This window comes from Stenotrophomonas sp. PI_27 (assembly GCF_027854495.1).
GTDB classification, from domain to species: Bacteria; Pseudomonadota; Gammaproteobacteria; order Xanthomonadales; family Xanthomonadaceae; genus Stenotrophomonas; species Stenotrophomonas pavanii.
Window position 1 is genome coordinate 67670 of the sequence record NZ_JAJNOF010000013.1, and the last position, 21660, is coordinate 89329.

At 68.2% G+C, this 21660-nt stretch carries 20 protein-coding genes; 17 read left to right on the plus strand and 3 right to left on the minus strand.

The features are described 5' to 3' along the window. The first annotated feature begins 15 nt into the window (after positions 1–15). Both cycA and LRM18_RS16035 read left to right on the plus strand, forming a co-directional pair. A complete protein-coding gene (cycA, locus tag LRM18_RS16030; protein ID WP_270955015.1) occupies positions 16–1389 on the plus strand; it encodes a D-serine/D-alanine/glycine transporter in 1374 nt (457 codons plus the stop codon). A gap of 201 nt (positions 1390–1590) precedes the next feature. Beyond that, the gene (locus LRM18_RS16035) at positions 1591–2367 is read left to right on the plus strand and encodes a lytic transglycosylase domain-containing protein (protein ID WP_049467499.1); all 777 of its coding nucleotides are present in this window, start codon (positions 1591–1593) and stop codon (positions 2365–2367) included. A gap of 78 nt (positions 2368–2445) precedes the next feature. On the opposite strand, the gene LRM18_RS16040 is transcribed toward LRM18_RS16035, so the two are convergent. Next, positions 2446–3966 carry a hypothetical protein gene (locus LRM18_RS16040; protein ID WP_270955016.1) on the minus strand — a complete coding sequence of 507 codons (1521 nt, stop codon included), beginning with the start codon at positions 3964–3966 and terminating at the stop codon, positions 2446–2448. Positions 3967–4133: 167 nt separating this feature from the next. Here LRM18_RS16040 and LRM18_RS16045 point away from each other — a divergent pair, with 167 nt between their 5' ends. Further along, on the plus strand, positions 4134–6215 hold the full coding sequence (locus LRM18_RS16045; RefSeq protein WP_270955017.1) for a gluconolaconase: 2082 nt from the start codon (positions 4134–4136) through the stop codon (positions 6213–6215). Here the strand turns inward: LRM18_RS16045 and LRM18_RS16050 are convergent. After that, the gene (locus LRM18_RS16050; RefSeq protein WP_049467505.1) at positions 6193–6600 is read right to left on the minus strand and encodes a YciI family protein; all 408 of its coding nucleotides are present in this window, start codon (positions 6598–6600) and stop codon (positions 6193–6195) included. The genes LRM18_RS16045 and LRM18_RS16050 overlap by 23 nt on opposite strands. Positions 6601–7305: 705 nt before the next feature. On the opposite strand from LRM18_RS16050, the gene LRM18_RS16055 reads away from it, so the two are divergent. The 13 genes from LRM18_RS16055 to LRM18_RS16115 all read left to right on the plus strand — a co-directional run bounded on the left by LRM18_RS16055 (position 7306) and on the right by LRM18_RS16115 (position 19671). Continuing rightward, positions 7306–7719, plus strand: coding sequence for a YciI family protein (locus tag LRM18_RS16055; RefSeq protein WP_064237554.1), 414 nt, complete (start codon positions 7306–7308; stop codon positions 7717–7719). 66 nt (positions 7720–7785) lie between these two features. Beyond that, positions 7786–8208 (plus strand): VOC family protein, encoded by a 423-nt coding sequence (locus LRM18_RS16060; protein ID WP_049464589.1) that lies wholly within the window; start codon positions 7786–7788, stop codon positions 8206–8208. A 34-nt stretch (positions 8209–8242) separates the two neighbouring features. After that, entirely contained in the window at positions 8243–8653 is a 411-nt protein-coding gene (locus tag LRM18_RS16065) for a VOC family protein (protein ID WP_053506710.1), read from the plus strand. 24 nt (positions 8654–8677) lie between these two features. After that, on the plus strand, positions 8678–9034 hold the full coding sequence (locus LRM18_RS16070) for a DUF1428 domain-containing protein (RefSeq protein WP_053462048.1): 357 nt from the start codon (positions 8678–8680) through the stop codon (positions 9032–9034). A 45-nt stretch (positions 9035–9079) separates the two neighbouring features. Continuing rightward, a complete protein-coding gene (locus tag LRM18_RS16075; RefSeq protein WP_057494258.1) occupies positions 9080–10342 on the plus strand; it encodes a sigma-70 family RNA polymerase sigma factor in 1263 nt (420 codons plus the stop codon). Positions 10343–10448: 106 nt separating this feature from the next. Beyond that, positions 10449–11645: a hypothetical protein gene (locus tag LRM18_RS16080; RefSeq protein WP_270955019.1), complete on the plus strand. Its 1197-nt coding sequence runs from the start codon at positions 10449–10451 to the stop codon at positions 11643–11645. After that, complete coding sequence (locus LRM18_RS16085) at positions 11636–12736, plus strand: hypothetical protein (protein WP_270955020.1); 1101 nt, start codon at positions 11636–11638, stop codon at positions 12734–12736. Before LRM18_RS16080 ends, LRM18_RS16085 begins: the two co-directional genes overlap by 10 nt. A gap of 101 nt (positions 12737–12837) precedes the next feature. After that, positions 12838–13515, plus strand: coding sequence for a hypothetical protein (locus tag LRM18_RS16090; RefSeq protein ID WP_049464577.1), 678 nt, complete (start codon positions 12838–12840; stop codon positions 13513–13515). 16 nt (positions 13516–13531) lie between these two features. After that, positions 13532–15184, plus strand: a complete 1653-nt coding sequence (locus LRM18_RS16095) for a CsgG/HfaB family protein (protein WP_270955021.1) — start codon at positions 13532–13534, stop codon at positions 15182–15184. A 262-nt stretch (positions 15185–15446) separates the two neighbouring features. Next, a complete protein-coding gene (locus tag LRM18_RS16100; RefSeq protein WP_053462051.1) occupies positions 15447–17096 on the plus strand; it encodes a M28 family metallopeptidase in 1650 nt (549 codons plus the stop codon). A 175-nt stretch (positions 17097–17271) separates the two neighbouring features. Next, on the plus strand, positions 17272–18531 hold the full coding sequence (locus LRM18_RS16105; protein ID WP_049439164.1) for a histidine kinase: 1260 nt from the start codon (positions 17272–17274) through the stop codon (positions 18529–18531). Then, complete coding sequence (locus LRM18_RS16110; RefSeq protein WP_049464569.1) at positions 18521–19291, plus strand: LytTR family DNA-binding domain-containing protein; 771 nt, start codon at positions 18521–18523, stop codon at positions 19289–19291. Before LRM18_RS16105 ends, LRM18_RS16110 begins: the two co-directional genes overlap by 11 nt. A gap of 35 nt (positions 19292–19326) precedes the next feature. Further along, the gene (locus tag LRM18_RS16115) at positions 19327–19671 is read left to right on the plus strand and encodes a hypothetical protein (protein WP_182067883.1); all 345 of its coding nucleotides are present in this window, start codon (positions 19327–19329) and stop codon (positions 19669–19671) included. A gap of 39 nt (positions 19672–19710) precedes the next feature. Here the strand turns inward: LRM18_RS16115 and LRM18_RS16120 are convergent, their stop codons facing one another. After that, a complete protein-coding gene (locus LRM18_RS16120) occupies positions 19711–20325 on the minus strand; it encodes a hypothetical protein (RefSeq protein WP_049464567.1) in 615 nt (204 codons plus the stop codon). 309 nt (positions 20326–20634) lie between these two features. Between LRM18_RS16120 and LRM18_RS16125 the strand changes: the two genes are divergently transcribed. Further along, positions 20635–21564, plus strand: coding sequence for an oxygenase MpaB family protein (locus LRM18_RS16125; RefSeq protein ID WP_270955022.1), 930 nt, complete (start codon positions 20635–20637; stop codon positions 21562–21564). Positions 21565–21660 lie beyond the last annotated feature (96 nt).

Below are 21660 nucleotides of genomic sequence, written 5' to 3' on the forward strand. Positions count from 1 at the left end.
CCTGTGCCCGCGCCCATGACCGAGCCCGCAACGCCCCCCGAGCACCTGCGCCGCAGCCTGTCCAACCGCCACCTGCAACTGATCGCCATCGGCGGTGCCATCGGCACCGGCCTGTTCATGGGCTCGGGCAAGACGATCAGCCTGGCCGGCCCCTCCATCATCTTCGTCTACCTGATCATCGGCGCGATGCTGTTCTTCGTGATGCGCGCGATGGGCGAACTGCTGCTGTCCAACCTGCAGTACAAGTCCTTCATCGACTTCTCCACCGACCTGCTCGGCCCGTGGGCCGGGTTTTTCTGTGGATGGACGTACTGGTTCTGCTGGATCGTCACTGCGATCGCGGACGTGATCGCGATCGCTGCCTACGCACAGTTCTGGTTCCCCGGGCTTGACGCCTGGATACCGGCGCTGGCCTGCGTGCTGCTGTTGCTGGCGCTGGACCTGGTGACGGTGAAGCTGTTCGGCGAAATGGAATTCTGGTTCGCGCTGATCAAGATCGTGGCGATCTGCGCGCTGATCATCACCGGTGCCGGGCTGGTGGCCTGGGGCTTCACTTCGCCGAGCGGCCACACCGCGTCGCTGTCGAACCTGTGGAATGACGGCGGACTGTTCCCGATGGGGCTGGTCGGCTTCTTCGCCGGCTTCCAGATTGCCGTGTTCGCCTTCGTCGGCATCGAGCTGGTCGGCACCACCGCCGCCGAGACTGCCGACCCCGAGCGCAACCTGCCCAAGGCGATCAACTCGATCCCGGTACGCATCATCATCTTCTATGTACTGGCGCTGGTCGCGATCATGGCCGTCACCCCGTGGCGCCAGGTGGTGCCGGACAAGAGCCCGTTCGTGCAGCTGTTCGTGCTGGCCGGCATTCCAGCCGCTGCCAGCCTGATCAACTTCGTGGTGCTGACCTCGGCCACGTCCTCGGCCAACAGCGGCATCTTCTCCACCAGCCGCATGCTGTACGGCCTGGCCGAAGAGGGCCATGCCCCGCGCGGGCTGTCGAAGCTGTCGCGCGCGGCGGTGCCGGCCCGCGGCCTGTTGTTCTCCTGCCTGTGCCTGCTGGGCGGCACCCTGCTGATCTACCTGATCCCGAACCTGGTGACCGCCTTCACCCTGGTGACGACGCTGGCCACCGTGCTCTTCATCTTCGTCTGGTCGCTGATCTTGGTGGCCTACATGGTCTACCGCCGCCGCTACCCGGAGCGCCACGCCGCCTCGATCTTCAAGATGCCCGGCGGCATCGCCATGTGCTGGGCCTGCCTGGTGTTCTTCGCCGGCGTGCTGGTGCTGCTGAGCCTGCAGGGCGACACCCGCCAGGCACTGATCGCCAGCCCGGTGTGGTTCGTGCTGCTGGGCGTGGGGTACTGGCTGCGGCGGAGGACCGCGAAGTGATCCGAAGTGGGGTCAGAGCCCGTTCCCCGGCAACGGGATCTGACCCCGGCAGGTCGCGGGATCCACCCCGCCTCCTCGCAGGAGATCGGCTGTTCTGTTGAGGTTGCCGGCCAGCGGCCGGCACTACCGCAGGTGCAGGGTGCAGCCCTGCGGCCCCCATTCACCCAACATTAGCGGGCACGGCCGGATCATCCGGCCGCCATGTCCCGTCGCCCGCTCCTGCTCGCGCTGTTGCTGCTGCCCAGCCTGTGGCCCGGGCCAGCCGCCGCGCGCACCGTCTACCGCTGCGTGCAGGGCAACACCGTCAGCCTGGCCACCGCGCCGGAGCCGGGATCGCGGTGCACGCCGAAGGAGATCGACGACAACGCCGTCCAGACCCCCAACCTGTGGGGCAACATGGGCGTGTTCAGCGGCGTGCTGTACGAGCGCGAACAGGACGGGGCGCTGGTCTACTCCACGCGCAACCTGCCCGGCTCGCGGGTGTTCCTGAAGTTCACCGTGGCCACGCCGCCGGGCGAGCCGGCGCATGAAGGGCTGGGCAAGGTCGGCAAGCCGCAGCTGGCGCAGCATGCGCGGCAGTTCAAGGCGGCGGCCAAGGCGACCGGCGTCGATGACGCCTGGCTGCGCGCGATCGCCCATGCCGAAAGCAATTTCGATCCGCTGGCGGTTTCCAGCAAGGGCGCACAGGGGGTGATGCAGCTGATGCCCGATACCGCGCAGGAGTACGGGGTGCGCGATCCGTTCTCGCCACAGCAGTCGATCGAGGGCGGCGCGCGCTACATGCGCGCGCTGCTGCGCCGCTACAACGGCGACCGTCCGTTGGCGGCGGCCGCCTACAACGCCGGCATCGGTGCAGTCACCCGCTACAAGGGCGTGCCGCCCTACGCCGAAACCCTGGCCTACGTGGACAAGGTGATGGCGCTGTACGCACGCTACCGCGAAGCCATGGGCATCCGCAGCGAGGTGCCGGCGCGCTAGCGGGAGGTGTGCGGCCGAGCGCACGCTCGGCTCCGGATGAAGCAGCCGAGCGTAGGCTCGGCGCTACAGGCAATCGGCTCAGCGCGAGGTGGAGGTGCTGACCAGATCGTAGCGCTCGATGCGGCCGACGCGTGCCACCTCGGCCTGCACGTCGGCACGCTGCTTGAGTGCACGCCATGCGGCATCGATGCGCACGTCGCCCGGCCATGATGCATAGGTGCGCATGTCCTGCAGGCTGGCCAGGGTTTCACCGCGTTCAACCGGCGAACGCAGCTGTTCGATCAGCACGGCGGCGGCCCCGTCCAGGTCGCCTTCTTCCAGCAGCATTTCACGATGGAACAGGCGCGCGTCATTGCGCTGGGCCAGGATCACCGCGCGCGCCGCGTCGCGCGCCGCGGCGTCGCCGCGCTCGCGGGCAGCGGCGAACTGCAGCAGCGCCTGCGCGGCCTTGCCATAACCGGCGAGGCCTGGCATGTCCTCCACGGCCTGCGCAGCATCCTGCATGCGCCCCATCGAACTGAGTACGAAGCCGACATTCATCTGGTGCTCGATGCCATCGGGGCCGAGCGCGCCGATGCGGGCGGCCTGCCTGGCCGTGGCCAGTGCCTCGTCCGTGCGGCCCAGCCGGCGCAGCGCGGTGAGCCGGCTGTTGAGCAACCAGGCCACCCATTCCGCTTCCGCCGCCGCTGGCGATTCACCGTCGTTCGCGGCGCGGGCCATGCCGTCGGTCAGCGACAGCACTTCCTCGTTGCGGTCCAGCATCAGCAGGGTGGTGCCGAACTCGGCCATGCGCGCGTCCAGTGCGCGGTCGAGCAAGCCGGAGACACGCAGTTCATCAAGGTGCCGCTGCGCCGCCTGCACCGGATCGAAACGCGCATCGCCGCGATCGACGTAGCGGTCGAAGCGCTTGTCGCTGCGCAGGCGGATGATCTCGGCCGGGCTGTCGATGCGTGCCAGCGTGGCTGCAACACTGTCGCCGCGGCCGTGGTCGGCCTGCAGCGTGGCCAGCGCCAGCCACAGCCCGGTCGGCTCCAGGCCGCCGCTCTTCCAGCCGTTGTCGAACAGTGCCTGCAGCAGGTCCATGCGCTGCTGCGGCTGGTCACGCAGGCGGTATTGCAGGTAGTTGATGGCATGGTGATCGACCGGCAGCGGTGCCTCGGCATGCTTCAGCGCCGTCACCAGAAACCTCGTCGCTGCAGCCGGCTGGTTGTCCGACAGCTCCACCGACACCTGGGTGAGCAGGACCTGCGCATCTTCCGGCAACGCCTCCTGCGCCCGCTGCAGGTAACGGCGGGCCAGCGCCGGCTTCTTCTGCATCAGTGCGGTCCAGCCGGCGACCTGCGCGGCGCGGCCGCGATGCTCGGTATCGAAGTCGTCCAGCAGCGGATCCTCCATCAGCCGCTCCATGCTGATCAGCGCGCCGAGCGTATTGCCACTGCGTGCCTGCTGGATCGCTTCATCCCAGCGTGTGGCGTACGCCGCGTGTACGGCATCGGCGGTGGCCGATGGCTTCTGCGGGACCAGCGTGATCGAGGCGGCGGCGGGCGCGCTGGCCAATGCGGCCAGCAGCAGGGCGGTGAGCGGGAGAAGGCGGGGCATGGAGGATCTCCATCCGTGGGAACCGCATTGAACCTGCTGCCGCCAGCGAGGACAAGCGCGGGAAAGCGAATTCTGGCGTTCAGGCGCAGGATCGTTCGTGGCGGAACGCCTGCGCAGCGTCTATTGTCGGTGCCTCTTCAAACAGCAGGCAGAGGCGGCGCAACGCGATGGCACGGTGGCAATGGATGGCGGCAGGGGTGGCATTGGCAACAGCGGTGGGCTTGGCTGCAACGTGGTGGGATACACCGCTGAATACGCTGGCCGGCCCCACGGGCCCGGCGCCCACGCCGTTGGCCTGGACCGCGCAGATCGAGCCGCTGGCCGGCGATGGCCACCCGGGTGACCGCGATGGTGCGTCTGCACAGGCCCGCTTCGCCGACCCGTATGCACTGCTGCGCACCGCCGATGGCAGCGTCTACTTCACCGATGCCGGGGACAACAACCGGATCCGCCGCCGCCTGCCCGATGGCCGTGTTGAAACGGTGGCCGGGCAGGGCGAGGGCCGCGTTGATGGCCCGGCGCTGCAGGCCAGCTTCAATACGCCCTCGGGCATCGCCGCTGACGCGCAGGGCAACCTGTACGTGGCCGACACGGGCAACCATGCGATCCGCCGCATCGGTGCCGATGGCCAGGTGACTACCCTGGCCGGTGGCGAGCAGGGCGTTGCCGATGGCCCTGCGGCGCAGGCCCGCTTCGATGCGCCGATGGGCATCGCGGTGGACGCACAGGGGCAGGTCTACGTGGCCGATACGTTCAACGATCGCATCCGGGTGATCGGTACCGATGGCAGCGTGCGCACCCTGGCCGGGGGTGACCGGCCGGGCTTTGCCGATGGCGCGGGCGCCGCCGCGCGCTTCGACACGCCGGTGGCGCTGGCCTTCGACGCGCAGGGCGCGTTGCTGGTGGCCGACCTGTTCAACAATGCGGTGCGCCGCGTAGGCGCCGACGGCACGGTCAGCACCCTGGTCGCCGCCGGCGGCGTGATCAATGGGCCGCTGTCGCTGGCCACCACGCACGACGGCGTGCTGTACGTGGGTGACCTCGATGGCCGCATCGTGCAGGTGACGCCGCTGGGCCATCAGATCGCCCTGGTCGGCAACGGCCGCTTGCCGCGGCTGGCCCGCCCCAGCGGGCTGGCCATGGATGCCGATGGCAGCGTGCTGGTGGCTGACGCCGCCAGCTATCGCCTGCATCGCCTGCGCCCGCTGCCGGTCGGCGAACTGCCGGCGCCGGCACTGGTCGGCCCGGCTGCCGATGCCGCGCTGCCGGAGACCGGGGGCCGTTGGCCGCTGGCACCGCAGGACGGCTGGCACGAAGTGGTTGGCACGCTGGGTGAGGTGCGTGGCAACTTCACCGGAGAGAGCCGCCACCACCTGCATGGCGGCTTCGACGTGCGGGGCGATGTCGGCCAGACCGTGCTGGCGATCGCCGATGGCAAGATCAGCAGCCCGGTGGCGGCCTGGAACCTGGGCGAGCAGGCCGAGGGCCTGGCCGTGGATCGCCTCAAGTACATCCACATGCGGGTCGGCCGCACTCCGCGCGATGAACCCTATGACGCGCGCTGGCAGGCGCTGTACGACGAGCAGGGCAAACTGGAGCGGATGCGCGTGCGCCGCGGCATGCGCATCCACGTCGGTGATCGCCTGGGCAGCATCAACAACCAGGCGCACGTGCACCTGGCGGTGGGTACCGGTGGTTTCGAGACTAACGCGGTGGCGCTGGGCTTCCAGGGCTACGCCGACCACTTCGCACCGCGCATCACCGATGTGGCCCTGCTGGACGACAACGACCAGCCGATGGCCGCCGGCAGCGATGGCGTGGTGATGGTGGCGCGCCAGGGCCGCGGCGTGCAGATCGTGGTCGAGGCCTGGGACCAGGTCGACAACAACCTGCCGCGCCGCCGCCTGGGCATGTACCAGGTGGGCTACCAGATCCTCGACGCCGGTGGCCGGGCGCTGCAGGGCTATGAACAGCCACGCTGGAACATCGTGTTCAACCGCATGCCGCCGCAGAAGGAAGCGGTGCGGGTGGCCTACGCCCCCGACAGTGGCATCACCGTGCACGGCAGCGCGGTGACCCGGTTCCGCTACCTGGCCACCAACACCGTGCGCGACGGCCTGATGGAAACCGGGCGCTGGCAGCCGGCGGCGCTGCCGCCGGGCGAGTACATCGTGCGCGCCAGCGTGCGCGACTACAGCGGCAACGAAGGCATCGGCCCGCGCGAGATCAGGGTGCGGCTGCTGCCATAGCCGCAGCCGGGGCGCCGCAGCGTTCGCGCTCGGCGTCCATGTCTTCCAGCGGCCGCACCTCGATGCTGCCGAAGCGTGCCCACGGGAAGTCGCGGGCGATGCGCATGGCTTCGTCGCGGTCGCGCGCGACGATCAGGTTGAAGCCGGCCAGCAGCTCGCGGGTTTCGGCGAACGGGCCATCGAGCACGCGGCTGTGTCCATCGCGCACGCGCAGGGTCTGTGCGGTATCGACTGGCTGCAGCTTCTGGGCGGCCAGCAGCGTGCCTTCGGCCTGCAGCTGGTCGGCGTGCGCCAGGCAGTCGCGCATCAGCGCGTTGAATTCTTCGGTGGGCAGCGCCTGCAGCAGGGCAGGCTCGATATAGATCAGAAGCAGGTACTGCTGCATGGCACGGTCCTGGCGGGGGCGGGTGTCCATGATCGCGCAGGATTGCGCATGGGCATGTTGCAGCGCAGAAGCGCGCCTTCGGCGGAGATCGGCGAACGGCAGAGCCCCTCCGTGGTGGCGCTACAGCGTGATGCTTGGGCTTGGCCGGGTGGGTAGGCGGGTCGGGGGACGCCGTAAACCCATCCATGGGGGCTTGGCCGCGGCATCCATGCCGCGGACACCCCCGCCCCGCCTACCCACCCGGCCTTGGACAGTTTCCTGCGGCGCCCACCCCGGAAAATCACAAACAAGAGCAAGAGCGGGTCGCTTCGCTCGCAAAGCTGAGGCCGCCAGCCAACCGCCGTTGCTGCTGCTTTTGCTTTTGCCTTTTCTCTTGATTTTCCCGTGGGGGGGCGGCCGCAGAGATCTGTCTGGGGCCGGGCGGGTGGGGTTGGCGGGGTATCCGCGCCATGGATGGCGCGGCTAAGCCCCCACGGATGGGTTCACGGCGTCCCCGCCAACCCCACCCGCCCGGCCCACTCCCAGAAAACCAGCTTTCAGCGACCCACCCAAACCCACCACGGAGGGGCTCCGCCGTTCGCCGATCTCCGCCGAAGGCGCGCTTTCCGCGCAAGAAAATATTTCCAACCGACGTGTCGATTCCCCGCCCCCTGGTTCGTTGTACCCAGTGAAGGGCACGCACCACGCGTCCCACGGGAGACCGCAATGAAAGTGATGGTGATCGTGAAGGCCAACGCCGACTCCGAAGCCGGCCGCATGCCCAGCGAACAGGAATTGTCCGAAATGGGCGCCTTCAACGAGCAACTGGTCGCGGCCGGCATCATGCTGGCCGGCGAAGGCCTGCACGCCACCCAGCGCGGCCGCCGCATCCATTTCGGTGGCACCGCCCCCCGGGTCGAGGCCGGTCCGTTCGGCCCGGCCAGCGAACAGATCGCCGGCTTCTGGCTGTGGGAGGTGCGCTCGCTGGAGGAGGCGGTCGAATGGGCCAGCCGTGCGCCGTTCGGCAGCGGCGGCACGCTTGAACTGCGCCCGCTGATGTCCGCGGAAGACTTCGGTGAGGCCTTCACCCCCGAATTACAGCAGCAGGAACAGCGTCTGCGTGCACAGCTGGAAGGTTGACCCGATTCATCTCCATGCCGGGCACGATCCGGCGCCATCCCCTTGAACCACACACGGAGCATTGCGATGAAACTGATTCCCTTCCTCGGCTTCAGCGGCCAGGCCCATGAGGCGATGGCGTTCTACGCCAAGGCACTGGGTGGCCAGGTCACTTCGGAAATGAAATACCGCGACATGCCGCCGTCCGATGGCTCGCCGGGCTGCAACGAGATGCCGCCGGAAACCCTGGACCACGTCGCCCACAGCCAGCTGGAGATCGGCAACGCCATCGTGATGGCGGCCGACGGCCCCGGCGGCGGCGAGGGCAGCTCGACCACCATCAATGTCGACGTCGACAGCGTCGAAGAAGCCGAACGCGTGTTCGCTGCACTGGCCGAAGGCGGGCAGGTGCAGATGCCGATCGCCGAAACGTTCTGGGCGCACCGCTGGGGCATGCTGATCGACCGCTACGGCAAGCCGTGGATGGTCAACTGCATGAAGCAGCCCTGATACCGCCTTCTCCATCCACCCAGGAGCTTTACCGATGAGTGCACCACAACCGCAGATGATCTTCGTCAACCTGCCCGTGCAGGACCTGAACGCGTCCAAGGCCTTCTTCGCCGCGCTGGGCTACAGCTTCAACCCGACCTTCACCAACGACGATGCCGCCTGCATGGTCATCAGTGAAAGCATCTTCGTGATGCTGCTGACCCAGCCGTTCTTCAAGCAGTTCACCACCAAGCCGATCGCCGACGCGCGCAGCCAGACCGAGGTGATCACCTGCCTGTCGGCGGACAGCCGCAAGGCGGTGGACGCGATGGTGGACAAGGCACTGGCCGCCGGTGCCAGCGAACCGCAGCCGGCGCGCGATTACGGCTTCATGTACCAGCGTGGCTTCCAGGACCTGGATGGCCATCTCTGGGAAATCGCACACATGGACGGCGAGCCGGGCTGACCGCCGCCGCAAGGGAGAACCCTCATGGCTTACGTGGATGCTTACGTGCTGCCGTGCCCACAGGACAAGGTGGCGGCTTACCGTCGCCTTGCCCGCAAGGCCGGCGCGGTGTGGAAGGACCATGGCGCGCTGCAGTACATGGAATGCGTGGCTGACGATGTGGAACCGGGCAAGCGCACCTCGTTCCCGCGTGCGGTCAAGGCAAAGCCCGGCGAAACGGTGATCGTTGCGTTCGTGGTGTTCCGTTCGCGCGCGGCACGCGACCGCATCAATGCCAGGGTGATGGCCGACCCGCGGCTGGCGTCGCTCGGCCCGAAGGACATGCCGTTCGATACCAAGCGCATGTTCTGGGGCGGCTTCAAGCCCATCGTCGAAGCGTGAGCCATGGCGCTTGTGCGGGCCGGGCGTGCGTGCTGTGATCGGCGCATGCTCGATCCCGCACTGACGCAGCGTCTGGAAACCCTCTGGCGGATGGAGTCGCCAGTGTTGATCGCGCGCCTGGCGCGGCTGCTCGGCGGCGATGTCGGCCGTGCCGAGGAACTCGCCCAGGACACCTGGCTGGCCGCGCTGGAGCGCTGGCCGGAGCAGGGCATCCCGGACAACCCCGGAGCCTGGCTGATGACCACTGCGCGCAACCGCGCCATCGATGTGCTGCGCCAGCACCAGCGGGTGGCACAGCAGCATGCGCAGTGGGGCGAGGAACTGCATCCGGCGGCACTGCCGGCGCCGGATGACAGCCAGGCACTGGAGGACGACCTGGGCGATGACCTGCTGCGGCTGATGTTCGTGGCCTGCCATCCGGTGCTGCCGGCCGATGCGCGGGTGGCACTGACCCTGCGCCTGCTCGGTGGCCTGACCACCGTCGAGATCGCGCGTGCGTTCCTGCAACCGGAGCCGACCATCGCCCAGCGCATCGTGCGCGCCAAGCGCACGCTGGCGCAGAAGCAGGTGCCCTATGAAGTGCCGCGCGCGGACGCGATGCCGGAGCGGTTGGCCTCGGTGCTGGAGGCGGTCTATCTGGTGTTCAACGAAGGCTATGCGGCCAGCGCCGGTGACGACTGGATGCGTCCGGCGTTGTGCGAGGAGGCGCTGCGGCTGGCGCGCATCCTGGCCCATCGCCTGCCGGTGCCGCCGGTACTGGGCCTGCTGGCGCTGATGGAACTGCAGGCCTCGCGCGCGGCGGCACGCATGGATGCACAGGGCGCGCCGGTGCTGCTGGACCAGCAGAACCGCGCGCGCTGGGACTGGTTGCAGATCGAACGCGGCCAGCAGGTGCTGGCGCGCGCGCTGGCGGCCGGTGGTGGCGACGATCCCTATGTCCTGCAGGCGCGCATCGCCGCATGCCATGCGGCTGCGCGGCGCGCCGACGCTACCGACTGGCCGCGTATCGCCGCGCTCTATGCACAGCTGCTGCAGGTGCAACCTTCGCCGGTGGTGGCATTGAACCGGGTGGTGGCGATCCTGCGCAGCGAAGGCCCGTTCGCCGCGTGGGCGCAGCTGCAACCCCTGCTGGTCGACGCGCGCCTGCGCGACTATGCGCCGCTGCAGGTGGTTCGTGGCGAGCTGTTGCAGGCACTGGGGCGTGAGCAGGATGCGCGTGACGCTTTTGCCGCGGCCGCCGAACTCAGCCAGAACCGCGCCGAGCGCGGACTGTTGCGGCGACGGGCGGGACTACCGCCCACGGACTGAGCCGACAAGGACAGCACTTGTCGCCGGGCGCCTGAGCGGCTATGTTTCGCGCCCAGCGGACGCATCAGCGTCCGCATTCCATGCGTATTGACCGAGGAGCGGTTGGATGTATTCAAGGACGAAGAGCGCATCGCGCGCTTTTGCGCGCCTGCTTGCCTGTGCCCTGTGCCTGGCCGTATGGCCGATGGCCGTGCAGGCCGCCGACAAATCACAGCAGGCTTACTGGGCCGGGTTTGCCTACACCGCCGACGCCGCTGCCGTGCAGGCGACCACGCCGCATGCGCACGCCGTGCTGGAAAAGCGTGGCTTGATCCCGCTCAACCAGGCGCTGGCACAGTCGCTCAAGCGCCGAGCCCCGGCCCACCTGGAGCTGATCGACCAGCCGGTGGCGATGCTGGACGGCACCACCAGCGCGACCGTGCTGGCCGCCGCGCTGGACCGCGAACTGGTGTCGGTCGAGCCGATCGGCGACCAGTACAAGGTGCTGGTGGAAGTGGCGCTGCAGGCGCTGTTCTTCGACTTCCGCGAGCGCCAGGTGATTGCCTCCTATCCGCTCACCCTGCAGCGCATCGACGTGCAGGACTACCGTCCTGACAACGATGATATCGACGCGATCGTCGCCGATCTGCTGTACGGCAGCGCCGAGACCAGCCTGTCGCAGGTACTCGCGGCGAGCCTGGCACACGCCCGGCTGCCCGACGCCGCCGTGCGCCGCCTGCAGGTGGGCGGGGTGACCCTGTCCGATGCGGTGCGCGCCAAGCTGCCCGACCCGAGCTGGGAAGCGACGCTGCGCGCGACGCTGGCGCACGAGTTGTCCAAGACGCTGTCGTCCAACACCGGCGTCGGCCTGCTGCCACCGGCCTCGGGCCAGGCGATCGGCGGTGCGATGGCCGCCCGCTTTGCCGATGGCAAGGTCTACCAGCTGAAGATTCCCGAACCCGACTACGTCATCACCCTGCAGGTCGACGCGCTGAAGAACGGCGTGATCCAGGAAACCCCGGCGATGAAGACGATGCTGTTCGGTGCGTTCTTCACCGCCAAGGTGACCGAGCCGTTCTCGGGCAAGGTCTATTTCGAACAGCCGCTGCGCAAGGGGGCCACCAAGGTGGTGCCGGTCACGCAGTGGCAGGTTGACCAGTGGTCGGCCAGCTACGAAACCCTGCTGGCCGGGCTCGACGCCTTCGCCGGCGCCGCTGCCAGGCGCGCTGATTCGCGCGCGTGGCTGGACGAACAGAAGCCGGGCGGCCGCCCGTTGCAGCAGCAGACCCAAGCCCTCCAGGAGTTGATCAAGTCATGTCGTTGATGCGTACCATCCTGCTCATCCTCATCGCGCTGGTGGTGGCCTCGCCGGTCGCTGCACAGACCGCCAGCTCGCGCGGCACCGGCTCGGCCAGCTACGGCCTGCGCCTGAGCGCCGATACCCGCGCCCAGGCCCTGAACAAGGCCAAGGTCAACGCACTGGAGGCATACATCGCCGAAACCGGTGCGGCCAAGCTGCGCCTGTTCGAAGCCCGCCGCGCCGATTTCATCGGCGAGATCGACCGCTACGTGCTCAGCGCCGTGCAGCTGTCGGACACCGAAGACAAGAAGGCCAAGACCTACACCGTCACCGTCCGCGCCGAGATCAACACCACCCTGCTGCAGACCAAGCTGGATGCGGGTTCGGCCGTGGCCGGGGCCACCGCCGCGCAGCGCTCGCTGCTGACCTTCCTGTTCATGGCGCGCTCGCAGGACACCGTGCAGTCGTTCCAGGACAAGGAATACCGCCGCGTCGACGCCAGCAGCAGCTACAGCGAGAACACCCGCGAAGGCGACAGCTTCCGCGGCAACTCGGTCAGCACCAACGGCAGCATCAACCAGAACGGTTCGGTGTCGGTCACCAGCGGCGGCAGCACCACCGCGCGCGCCGACAACATCACCTGGAAAGTGGCCAACGCCGCCGAAGTCAACACCGCGATGACCGGTGCCTTCAGTGCTGCCGGCTACGAAGTGGTGGAAGCGGAGTACGTGGAAGGCGAGTCGCGCGGCCTGCTCAGCATCGAGCGCATCCGCAAGGACTTCAGCACCGGCAACGACCTGGCCCCGGCCACCCTGCGTGACACCGCCAACGGCATCCGCGCGGCCAACATCCCCTACATCGCCGTCGGCACGCTCGACGTCGGCATGCGCGATCGCGATCCGGCCAGTGGCAACACCCGCGTGTTCGTCACCGTCACCGGCAAGGTGCTGGATGTGACCGGCCGCTTCCCGCGCACCGTGTCGTCGGTGGGCCCGGTGCAGTTCTCCGGTACCGGCCCGAACGAAACCGTGGCCCGTACCAATGCCCTGCAGCTGGCCGCCGAAAAGGCGGCCCAGCAGATGATCAACGAACTGAACGTCAAGGCGGTCCGCTGATCCGCCGTCCCCGGCAGGTGCCGAGCTCGCTTGGCATCGCCCCGGGGTTCACCGATTCCCCGCGTGCCGCACCGCGGCCGTCTCTCCCAAAGGACATCCTCATGATCCGCAATACCGCTCTTGTCGTGGCCATCGCCGCCGCTACCCTGTCGATGCCGGCGCACGCCGGCCTGGGCAAGCTGAAGGACCTGGCCGGTGCCGCCACCGGTTCCTCCACCAGCAGCGCCTCCAGCGCCGCCGCTCCGGACGAAGCCGCGCAGGAAGCGCTGGTGCGCCGTTTCGTCAGCTCGCAGTCGCACTCGCTGCAGGCCCAGACCTCGTTCGCCCGCGCCTTCGGCCTGGCCGAGCAGGTGCAGCTGCTGGAAGCCGAGCGCCAGGCGCTGTCGTCGGGTTCGGTCAGCGTCGATGCGATGAAGAAGTCGGTGTCGGTCAGTGAAGCCGCCCAGGCCGCGATCAACGAGCGCCAGGCCGCGCAGCCGGAACTGAACGCTGAATCCAAGCAGCACTACGCCGAAGGCCTGGTCTCGCTGCTGGCGTCGGCCGCCGAAGCGCAGAAGCTCGGTGGCGAGGCGAGCAACTTCACTGCCGGCATGAAGAACCTGGGCGCAACCCAGATGGCGACCGTTGGCCGCAAGCTGGCGGCAGGTGCCTGGGTTGCCAAGGAATCGCCGGGCTTCATCCAGGGCCTGTACGGCTCGACCAAGTCGGCCGTGACCTTCGCCAAGAAGAGCAAGGTGAAGGTGCCGTCGAACGCCGATTCGATGCTCGACTCGATCTGATCCGAGGTTCAACCCCATGCGTACGACCTCCCGCCTGATCGGCCTGGGCCTGGCCACGGTGCTGCTTGCAGCCTGTGGCAAGCAGGACACCCCGGCCGCCGATGCGCCCGCACCCGCCAAGGAAAAGGCAACCAGTGCACTGGCCAGCAATGCGCCAGTGGAAGCAGCGCCCCTGCGTGGCACGCCGGATTTCGGCGGCACCACCCAGGTCGCGCGCGAGGCCGACGGCATCGGCAGCACCCCGGAACTGGCGGTGCTGGCGGCACTGCAGTCGGCGGTGGCGCAGGTCAACGGCGTACGCGTGGCCAGCCAGATGCAGAGCCTGCGTGCAGGCCTGCATGTGGACGTGGATGACGAACACGTCGGCGATATCCGCGCCGACGCGTTCACCCAGCAGATGATCGCCGGCTCGCAGGGCGCAGTGCTGGGCTATGAAATCCTGTCGCAGGATGAAGTGCGGCAGCTGGATGAAGAAACCATCGCCCGCGTGCGCGCCAGCGACGAAGGCTGGAGCTTCAAGGGTTCGGCCTCGGCCAGCGCGTCCGGCGAGGCCACGGCCAAGGGCGGCGGTGCCTCGGCCAGCGTCAAGGAGAGCTACGACGAGAAGGTCAGCGTCGATGCCCAGCGTGGCGCACGCTCGTTCGATTCGGACGTGAACCACCGCAGCATGCGCAGCTACTGGAAGGTGCGCGTGCGTGCACAGATTGCCCAGTACCGCGCACCGGACGAGCAGGGCAAGCCGAAGATCGTGGTCGCGCTGCCGCGCACCAGGGCCGGCAGCTATGCCGTGGGGGATGGACGCGTGAGTGCCGATGAAGTGGCCGACGCGATCCGCGCGCGCCTGTCCGACACGCTGACCCAGACCCAGCGCTTCATCGTGCTGGACCGCGAGTTCGGCGACGAACTGCAGGCCGAGATCGACCACATCAACAGTGGCAACGTGCGTTTGCAGGACACGGCCCGCGTCGGCCAGCAGCTGGCGACCGACCTGATCCTGATCCCGACCATCGAACGCTTCGAGTACCCGCGCAGCGTGCGCAACTTGCGCATGTCCGACCGCCAGGTGACCTCGTATTCCGGTGGCGGCCGCATCACCCTGCGCCTGATCAACGCCACCACCGGCCAGGTGGTGATGTCCGACAGCTTCGACCACCAGCTGGCCTCGACCGGCCCCAGCACCCTGCCGCGCGTGGTCAACGGCCGCAACATGGCTGCGGCGATGATGGAATCGTTGTCCGGCCAGATTGGTACCACCATCGTCACCACGCTGTTCCCGGTATCGGTGGTATCGGTGGACGGTGACCAGGTGGTGCTGAGCCAGGGCGGCGAGACCCTGCAGGCCGGCCAGCGCTGGCAGGCCGTGCGCCTGGGCGAGGAACTGAAGGACCCGCAGACCGGCCGCTCGCTGGGCCGCAGCGAACACCCGTGCTGCACCATCCGCATCGACCGCGTGGCTGCACAGACTTCTTACGGCACGCTTGAAGACGGCGTTGACGCGATGCGCGGCGGGTTCCGTCCGGGCCAGATCGAACTGCGCCAGAAGCTGGGCAGCAAGCCCGCTGCCGCCGCCAGCGCGACCGCTTCGGCGGCCCCGGCTGCCGCCGCCCGCCCGGCCGCCAAGCCGAAGCCCCAGCCTGCTGCCGCCCCGGCCGAAGACCCGAACTGGTAACACGCCCAAGCAACACACAGATGGGGTCAGAGCCCTTTCCCGCCGGGAAAGGGCTCTGACCCCTTCGTGTTTTCGTCCGTGTCGACCCGGGTCGACAGCCAGCAACAGCAGCGGGACCGACCCGCCATCCCAGGGAATGCCGCTGTTGCTTCGGCTGTTGCCCCCGACGTTGCCGGCCAGCGGCCGGCACTACCGCAGGTGCAGGGCGCAGCCCTGCCGAATCCCATTACACTCCAGAAGGATTTTCCTGCTGGAGAGAGCAATGAAACGAGCGGTACTGGGTGTGCTGGCCCTGTCGGTGTCGAGCGCACTGATGGCGGCCACCCCGAAATTCGATGGCGCGCGGATCTCCGCCGACGTCAAGGAACTGGCCTCTGATGCCTACGAAGGCCGCTCGCCGGCCACCGCTGGCGAAGCGAAGACCATCGCCTATCTCAGCAAGCAGTTCGCCGATGCCGGGCTGCAGCCGGGCGGCGACCTGAAGGACGGCAAGCGCCTGTGGACCCAGGCCGTACCGCTGCGCAAGGGCGACATCGTCGGCACGCCGCAGCTGGCGCTGCACCAGGGCGGAAAGACCGTTGCACTGGAGCAGGGCAAGCAGATCGCCGTGCGCGCGGCCATGAACGGCGCCAGCAGCGTCGACATCAGCAAGGCCCCGCTGGTGTTCCTCGGCTACGGCGTGAAGGCACCGGAGCGCAACTGGGACGACTTCAAGGGCGTGGACCTGAAGGGCAAGATCGCCGTGGTGCTGATCAACGACCCGGACTTCGAAACCGGCCAGGGTGATTTCGACGGCAAGGGCATGACCTATTACGGCCGTTGGACCTACAAGTACGAGGAGGGCGCCCGCCAGGGGGCACTGGGCGTGCTGATCGTGCACGAGACCGCACCGGCGTCGTACGGCTGGGCCACCGTGGCCGGTTCCAACACCAACACCATGTTCGACGTGGTGCGTGACAACCCGGCAGAAAGCCACCCGCTGCTGGAAGGCTGGATCCAGCGCGACCTTGCCGTGGAGCTGTTCCGCTCGGCCGGGCAGGACTTCGAGGCACTGAAGAAGAAGGCGCAGCAGCGCGACTTCACCCCGGTGCCGCTGACCGGCGCCAGCCTGGACGCGACGTACGCGGTGAAGACCGAAGTGATCACCTCGCACAACGTGGCCGCGCGCCTGGAAGGCAGCCGCCATCCGGACGAGACCATCATCTACAGCGCGCACTGGGACCACATCGGCGTGGGTGAGCCGGATGCACGGGGTGACCGCATCTTCAACGGCGCGCTGGACAACGCCAGCGGCACCGCCTCGCTGGTCGAGCTGGCCCGTGGCTTCGCCAAGGAGAAGCGCCCGCAGCGCTCGCTGCTGTTCCTGGCGGTCACCGCCGAGGAAAAGGGCCTGCTGGGTTCGGAGTACTACGCCACCCATCCGCTGTACCCGCTGGAAAAGACCGTGGCGGTGATCAACATGGACGGCATGGCGCCGTTCGGCCCGTCGCGTGACTTCGGCATCTACGGTGCCGCGCGCTTCGAGCTGCTGGACCAGCTGAAGGACGTGGCCAAGGGGTGGGACATCCGCTACACGCCGGACCCGAAGCCGGAAGCGGGCCTGTTCTTCCGCTCCGACCACTTCCCGTTCGCCAAGCGTGGCGTGCCGGCGCTGTCCTGGTCGGCCGGCCAGGACTGGGTGGACGGTGGCGTGGCCGCAGGCAAGAAGGCCTCCGAGGACTACACCGCCAAGCGCTATCACCAGCAGGGCGACGAATGGCAGCCGGACTGGGTGTTCGCCGGTGCCGCCCGCGACCTGGAAGTGCTGTACACGCTGGGCAACCAGCTGGCCAATTCCCGCGATTGGCCGAACTGGAGCAAGGACGAGGCGTTCCGCGCCGTGCGTGACGCCAGCGCCGGCCAGCGCAAATAACGGCGTCCGGTAGTGCCGGCCGCTGGCCGGCATTGCCGCCCCCGGAAACGCCGGGCCGTGCCCGGCGTTTCCATAACGGCTTCCATCGCCACTTTCCCGGCCTTCGTCGCAGGCCGCTTGTTTGCCCGGCCGGCCGCCCTATGCTCGGCTCACCCTCTTCCTCCAAGGCGCCGCCGTGTTCGCCAGCCTTTCACTCCTGTTCCGTCACCTGCTGGCCTGGGCTGCGGCGCTTTTCGTCGCGGGCATGGTCTGGAGCGGCATCTTCAGTGGCATGAACGATGGCCCGGGCTGGATCTTCGGGCTGCTGGCGATGTTCCTGATCATTTCCGCGCTCGGCAGTGCCATCACCCACATCCGCCGGGTCTGGCTGGTGGCCGGTCGCCTGGATGCCACCACCCTGTCCGGCCGCCAGCGCCGCCAGATCGAACTGCCGATGGACGCCGGCCACGCCTTCTCGGTGGTGGAGGCGGCGATCTCCGAACTGCCCCGCGTGGAAGACGTGGAAAGTTCGGCCGGCAGCCTGCAGGTGCGTGCCTATGTCCGCCGGGTCGACCTCTGGAACGGTCGCCAGCCCTCGCGCTGGAACCTGCCGGCGCGGCTGGCGATCAAGCGCAACAGCGTGCTGGCCACGGTGACACCGGGGCAGGGCACCAGCACCGTGACCCTGCTGTTCGAACCCGACGCGGGTTGGTGGGCCGACCTGCTGGCGCTGGATGAAGGCAGCAACTACGAGAATGCCGAAGCGGTCACCCGTGCGATCAGCCGCCGCGTCGGTGACCAGCGCCGCGACGAGCAGGCCGCGGCCGAACAGACGCAGGTGGAAAAGGAACTGTCGGTGGCGCGGCTGAACCTGCTGCACGCGCAGGTGGAACCGCACTTCCTGTACAACACGCTGGCCAACGCGCAGGTCCTGACCCGCACCGATCCGGCGCGTGCCGAGCAGATGCTCGGCCACCTGATCCAGTACCTGCGCAGCTCGCTGCCGCAGGTGGACGAGTCGGTATCCACGCTGGGCGTGGAGCTGGAACGCACCCGCGCCTACCTGGAGATCCTGCGCATCCGCATGGGGGCACGCCTGGCGGTGGAAGTGCAGGTGCCCAACGAACTGCACAGCGTCCACCTGCCGGCGATGGCGCTGCAGACACTGGTGGAGAACGCGATCAAGCACGGCCTGGAACCCAAGCCCGGCGGCGGTACGATCTGGATCCTGGCGCGCGGCTTCGACGACCACGTGACCGTGACCGTGGCCGATGATGGCCTCGGCTTCGGCCACGGTACCAGCGGTACCGGCATCGGCCTGAAGAACCTGCGCGAGCGCCTGCGCCTGACCTGCGGCGAGCAGGCCGGCGTGGCGATCGTGGCCAACTTCCCCAGCGGCGTGGCCGCGACCATGACCCTGCCGCAGTCGCCCAAGGAGCGCAGCCATGCCGCTTGAAGCCCTGATCGCCGAAGACGAAGAGCTGCTGCGGCAGTCACTGGTGGAGCAGCTGGGCCGGCTGTGGCCGGAGCTGAAGCTGGTGGCCGAGTGCGAGGACGGCGCCAGCGCGCTGGAGCAGCTGGCCGAGAAACAGCCGGACATCGCCTTCCTCGACATCCGCATGCCCGGCATCAGTGGCATCGAGGTGGCACGTTCGCTGTCCGAGCTGAGCCCGCGCACCCAGGTGGTGTTTGTCACCGCGTACGACCAGTACGCCATCGACGCGTTCGAGCAGGGCGCGATGGATTACCTGTTGAAGCCGGTCAGCGACGAACGCCTGTTGGCGACCCGCGAGCGCATCCTGTCGCGGCTGCCGTCGACGCGGCAGGACGATGCCGTGCTCGAGCGCCTGCTGCAGCGGTTGGGCACCCCGCAGGGCGCGGCGGAGCGCCCGCCGCTGGCCTGGATCACCGCCAGCAACGGGCGCGAGACGCAGCTGATCATGCTCGAGGACGTGGCCTACTTCCGCGCCGACAACAAGTACACCACCGTGGTCACCGCTGCTGGCGAGAGCCTGTTGCGCACGCCGTTGCGCGAGCTGCTGGAAGTGCTCGATGCGCAGCATTTCCGCCAGATCCACCGTTCGACCATCGTCAACATGAAGGCGGTGGCGGCGGTCAGCCGCGACGATACCGGGCGCGGCGTACTGCGTCTGCGCGGGCGCACGGAGACGCTGGTGGTCAGCCAGCCGTTCATGAGCCTGTTCCGCGGCATGTAGCCGCACCGTCACTGCCCCTGCACCGAGGAGCGAACATGTCCCGTCTACTGATTGCGTGCGTGGCCGTGCTGGCACTGGCCGGCTGCGAAAAATCCCGCAACACCTCGATCACCCGGACCCAGGCCAACGGCGTGGATACGCTGTACAGCAAGAGCACGGTGGTCGAGGGCGAAGCCCGCTTCCAGTGCATCGCCAGCAGCAGTGGCGCCTGCCACTACCTGGTGCTTGATCCGGCCTGCAGCCCCGATGCCGCGTGCACCACGCCACCGCTGCGCCGGTTCACTGTTGCAGTGGGCAAGACCGAGGCCATGCGTGACCTGCCCGACGGCTTCCGCCAGTGCGTCAGCCAGGACCCGATGGAACACTGCCGCCGTGAGTGATCACGGTGGCAGTGTGGATCCCCCCGCTACCCTGACGGGTCAGTAGGCAGGCTGCAGCGTCAGCTCGTGATGGTGTTCGGTTTCGCCGACGTGGTTCAGGCGCCCGACCAGTTCCGAGTGCTGCTTCATCCGCCCGATCTCGGTCATGATGCGGATGTCCTCGTGGCGCAGTTCGCGCTTGGCGGTGACCGCCTGCTTGTAGTCCAGCACTTCCGGGTAGTGCTCGGCCAGGTCCAGCGCCTCGGCCACGTGCTCGACGCTGTCGGCCTTGGAACTGATGCGCGCGCGGCTGTTGAAGGCCTTCATCCAGCGCTCGAAACCGGCCTGCTGATCGAACATGTTGGCCATGAACCAGATCACGAACAGGATCGAGACCCAGGAGCCGAAGACGATCACCACGCGGGTGAAGGTGATATGGAAATCGTCGCGCCACAGGTAGTTGGCGATCAGGCCGAGGATCAGCAGCGAGGCCGCCTGCCAGCCAACGATCGACGCGATCAGCCACTGGCACTTCGCCTGGGCCAGCACCGCCACTTCATCGCGGATCTGCTGCTCGCTCAGGTTGCGCCAGTGCGCCACCTGTTTGTCGAACGGGCTGCTGTAGAGCTCGTTGTCGCGAAGCAGAATTCCCAAACCCTTGAACAAAGCAATCATGGCTGGCTCCTTGTGGAACGTGCGTCGATCAGCATTGGACGGTGTGGCAGGTCCAGTTCTAGCACTTCCAGCGGGCCGTGCAACGGGGGCAATGCCAAGCGGCGCAAGGGTTTGCCCGGCGCGGGTGAAAATTGATGCATTGCATCATCGCAGTCGCAGCCTGCGACAGGATGTCGCAGGGTGAAACGTGCTGCGGCCGCACATGAAACCGTGGCTTAGTGCGAAGACTCGCCGTCGGCGCCGTGATCGCCGAGAATCGGGGCCGACCGCGCAAGATGCGACCGTTCCTCCGCCTTCCCTGGACCTGTGATGCCGGCCTTGCTGCAGCGACTCTCCCGCCCCGTGACCGCGCCGATCCGGCGCTGGGTACTGGAGGCCTTCCCGCGCGGGCAGAGCGGCATCGATTACGACCATCCGCAGGGTGATCCGGGCTGGTTCGGCCCGGACAGCGTGACCTGGCGCGTGCATGCCGAGCTGCCGTCGATGCTTGCCGGCGGCCTGTGCGCATTGATGCTGCAGACCCTGCACCCACGCGCGCTGGCCGGGGTCTACGACCATTCCAACTTCCGCCAGGACCTGGTGGGCCGGCTGCGCCGCACCACGGCCTTCGTGGCCGGCACCAGCTATGCGCCCACCGGTGAGGTGGAAGCGCTGGTGGCCAGGGTGCGCCGCATCCACGCGCAGATCCGCGGCCGCACCGCGCAGGGCGAGCCCTATGCCGCCAACGATCCGCAACTGCTGACCTGGGTGCACGTGACCGAAGCCTTCGGGTTCCTGCAGGGCTTCCGCCGCTATGGGCGCGAGGTCCCCGCGCACATCGCCGACCGCTACTACGATGAGTACCGCTGCGTGGCCGAGGCGCTGGGTGCGGTGGATGTCCCGCGCAGCGAAGCGGAGGTGGCGGCGTATTTCTGCGCGCGGCAGCCGGAACTGCGCGTGGATGATCGCTCGCGCGAGGTGCTGGAGGTGCTGTCCGGCGTGCGCCTGCCGGTCCCGGTGCCGGGGCTGTCGCGCGACGTGTTCCTGGGGGCGGGCGCGGCGTTGCTGCCGGACTGGGCCGCAGGCATGCTCGAGCGCAGCGGCCGCCAGCGCGCGCAGGCGGCGGCATCGGCGAAGCTGATGCAGGGTATGGCACCGCTGTTCCGCCGCGCGCTGCCCGATGGCCTGGCCAGCCATGCCTGCGCGCGCATGGGCGTGCCGGTGGAGATCCTGCGGGCGTGGCCCGCCGTTCCCAGGTAGGTGCCAACCGTGGTTGGTACGGGTTGCGCGATAGAGCTTCATCCGCGCCATGCGTGGATTCCCACCCTGTGCCGACCAAGGTTGGCACCCACCAGA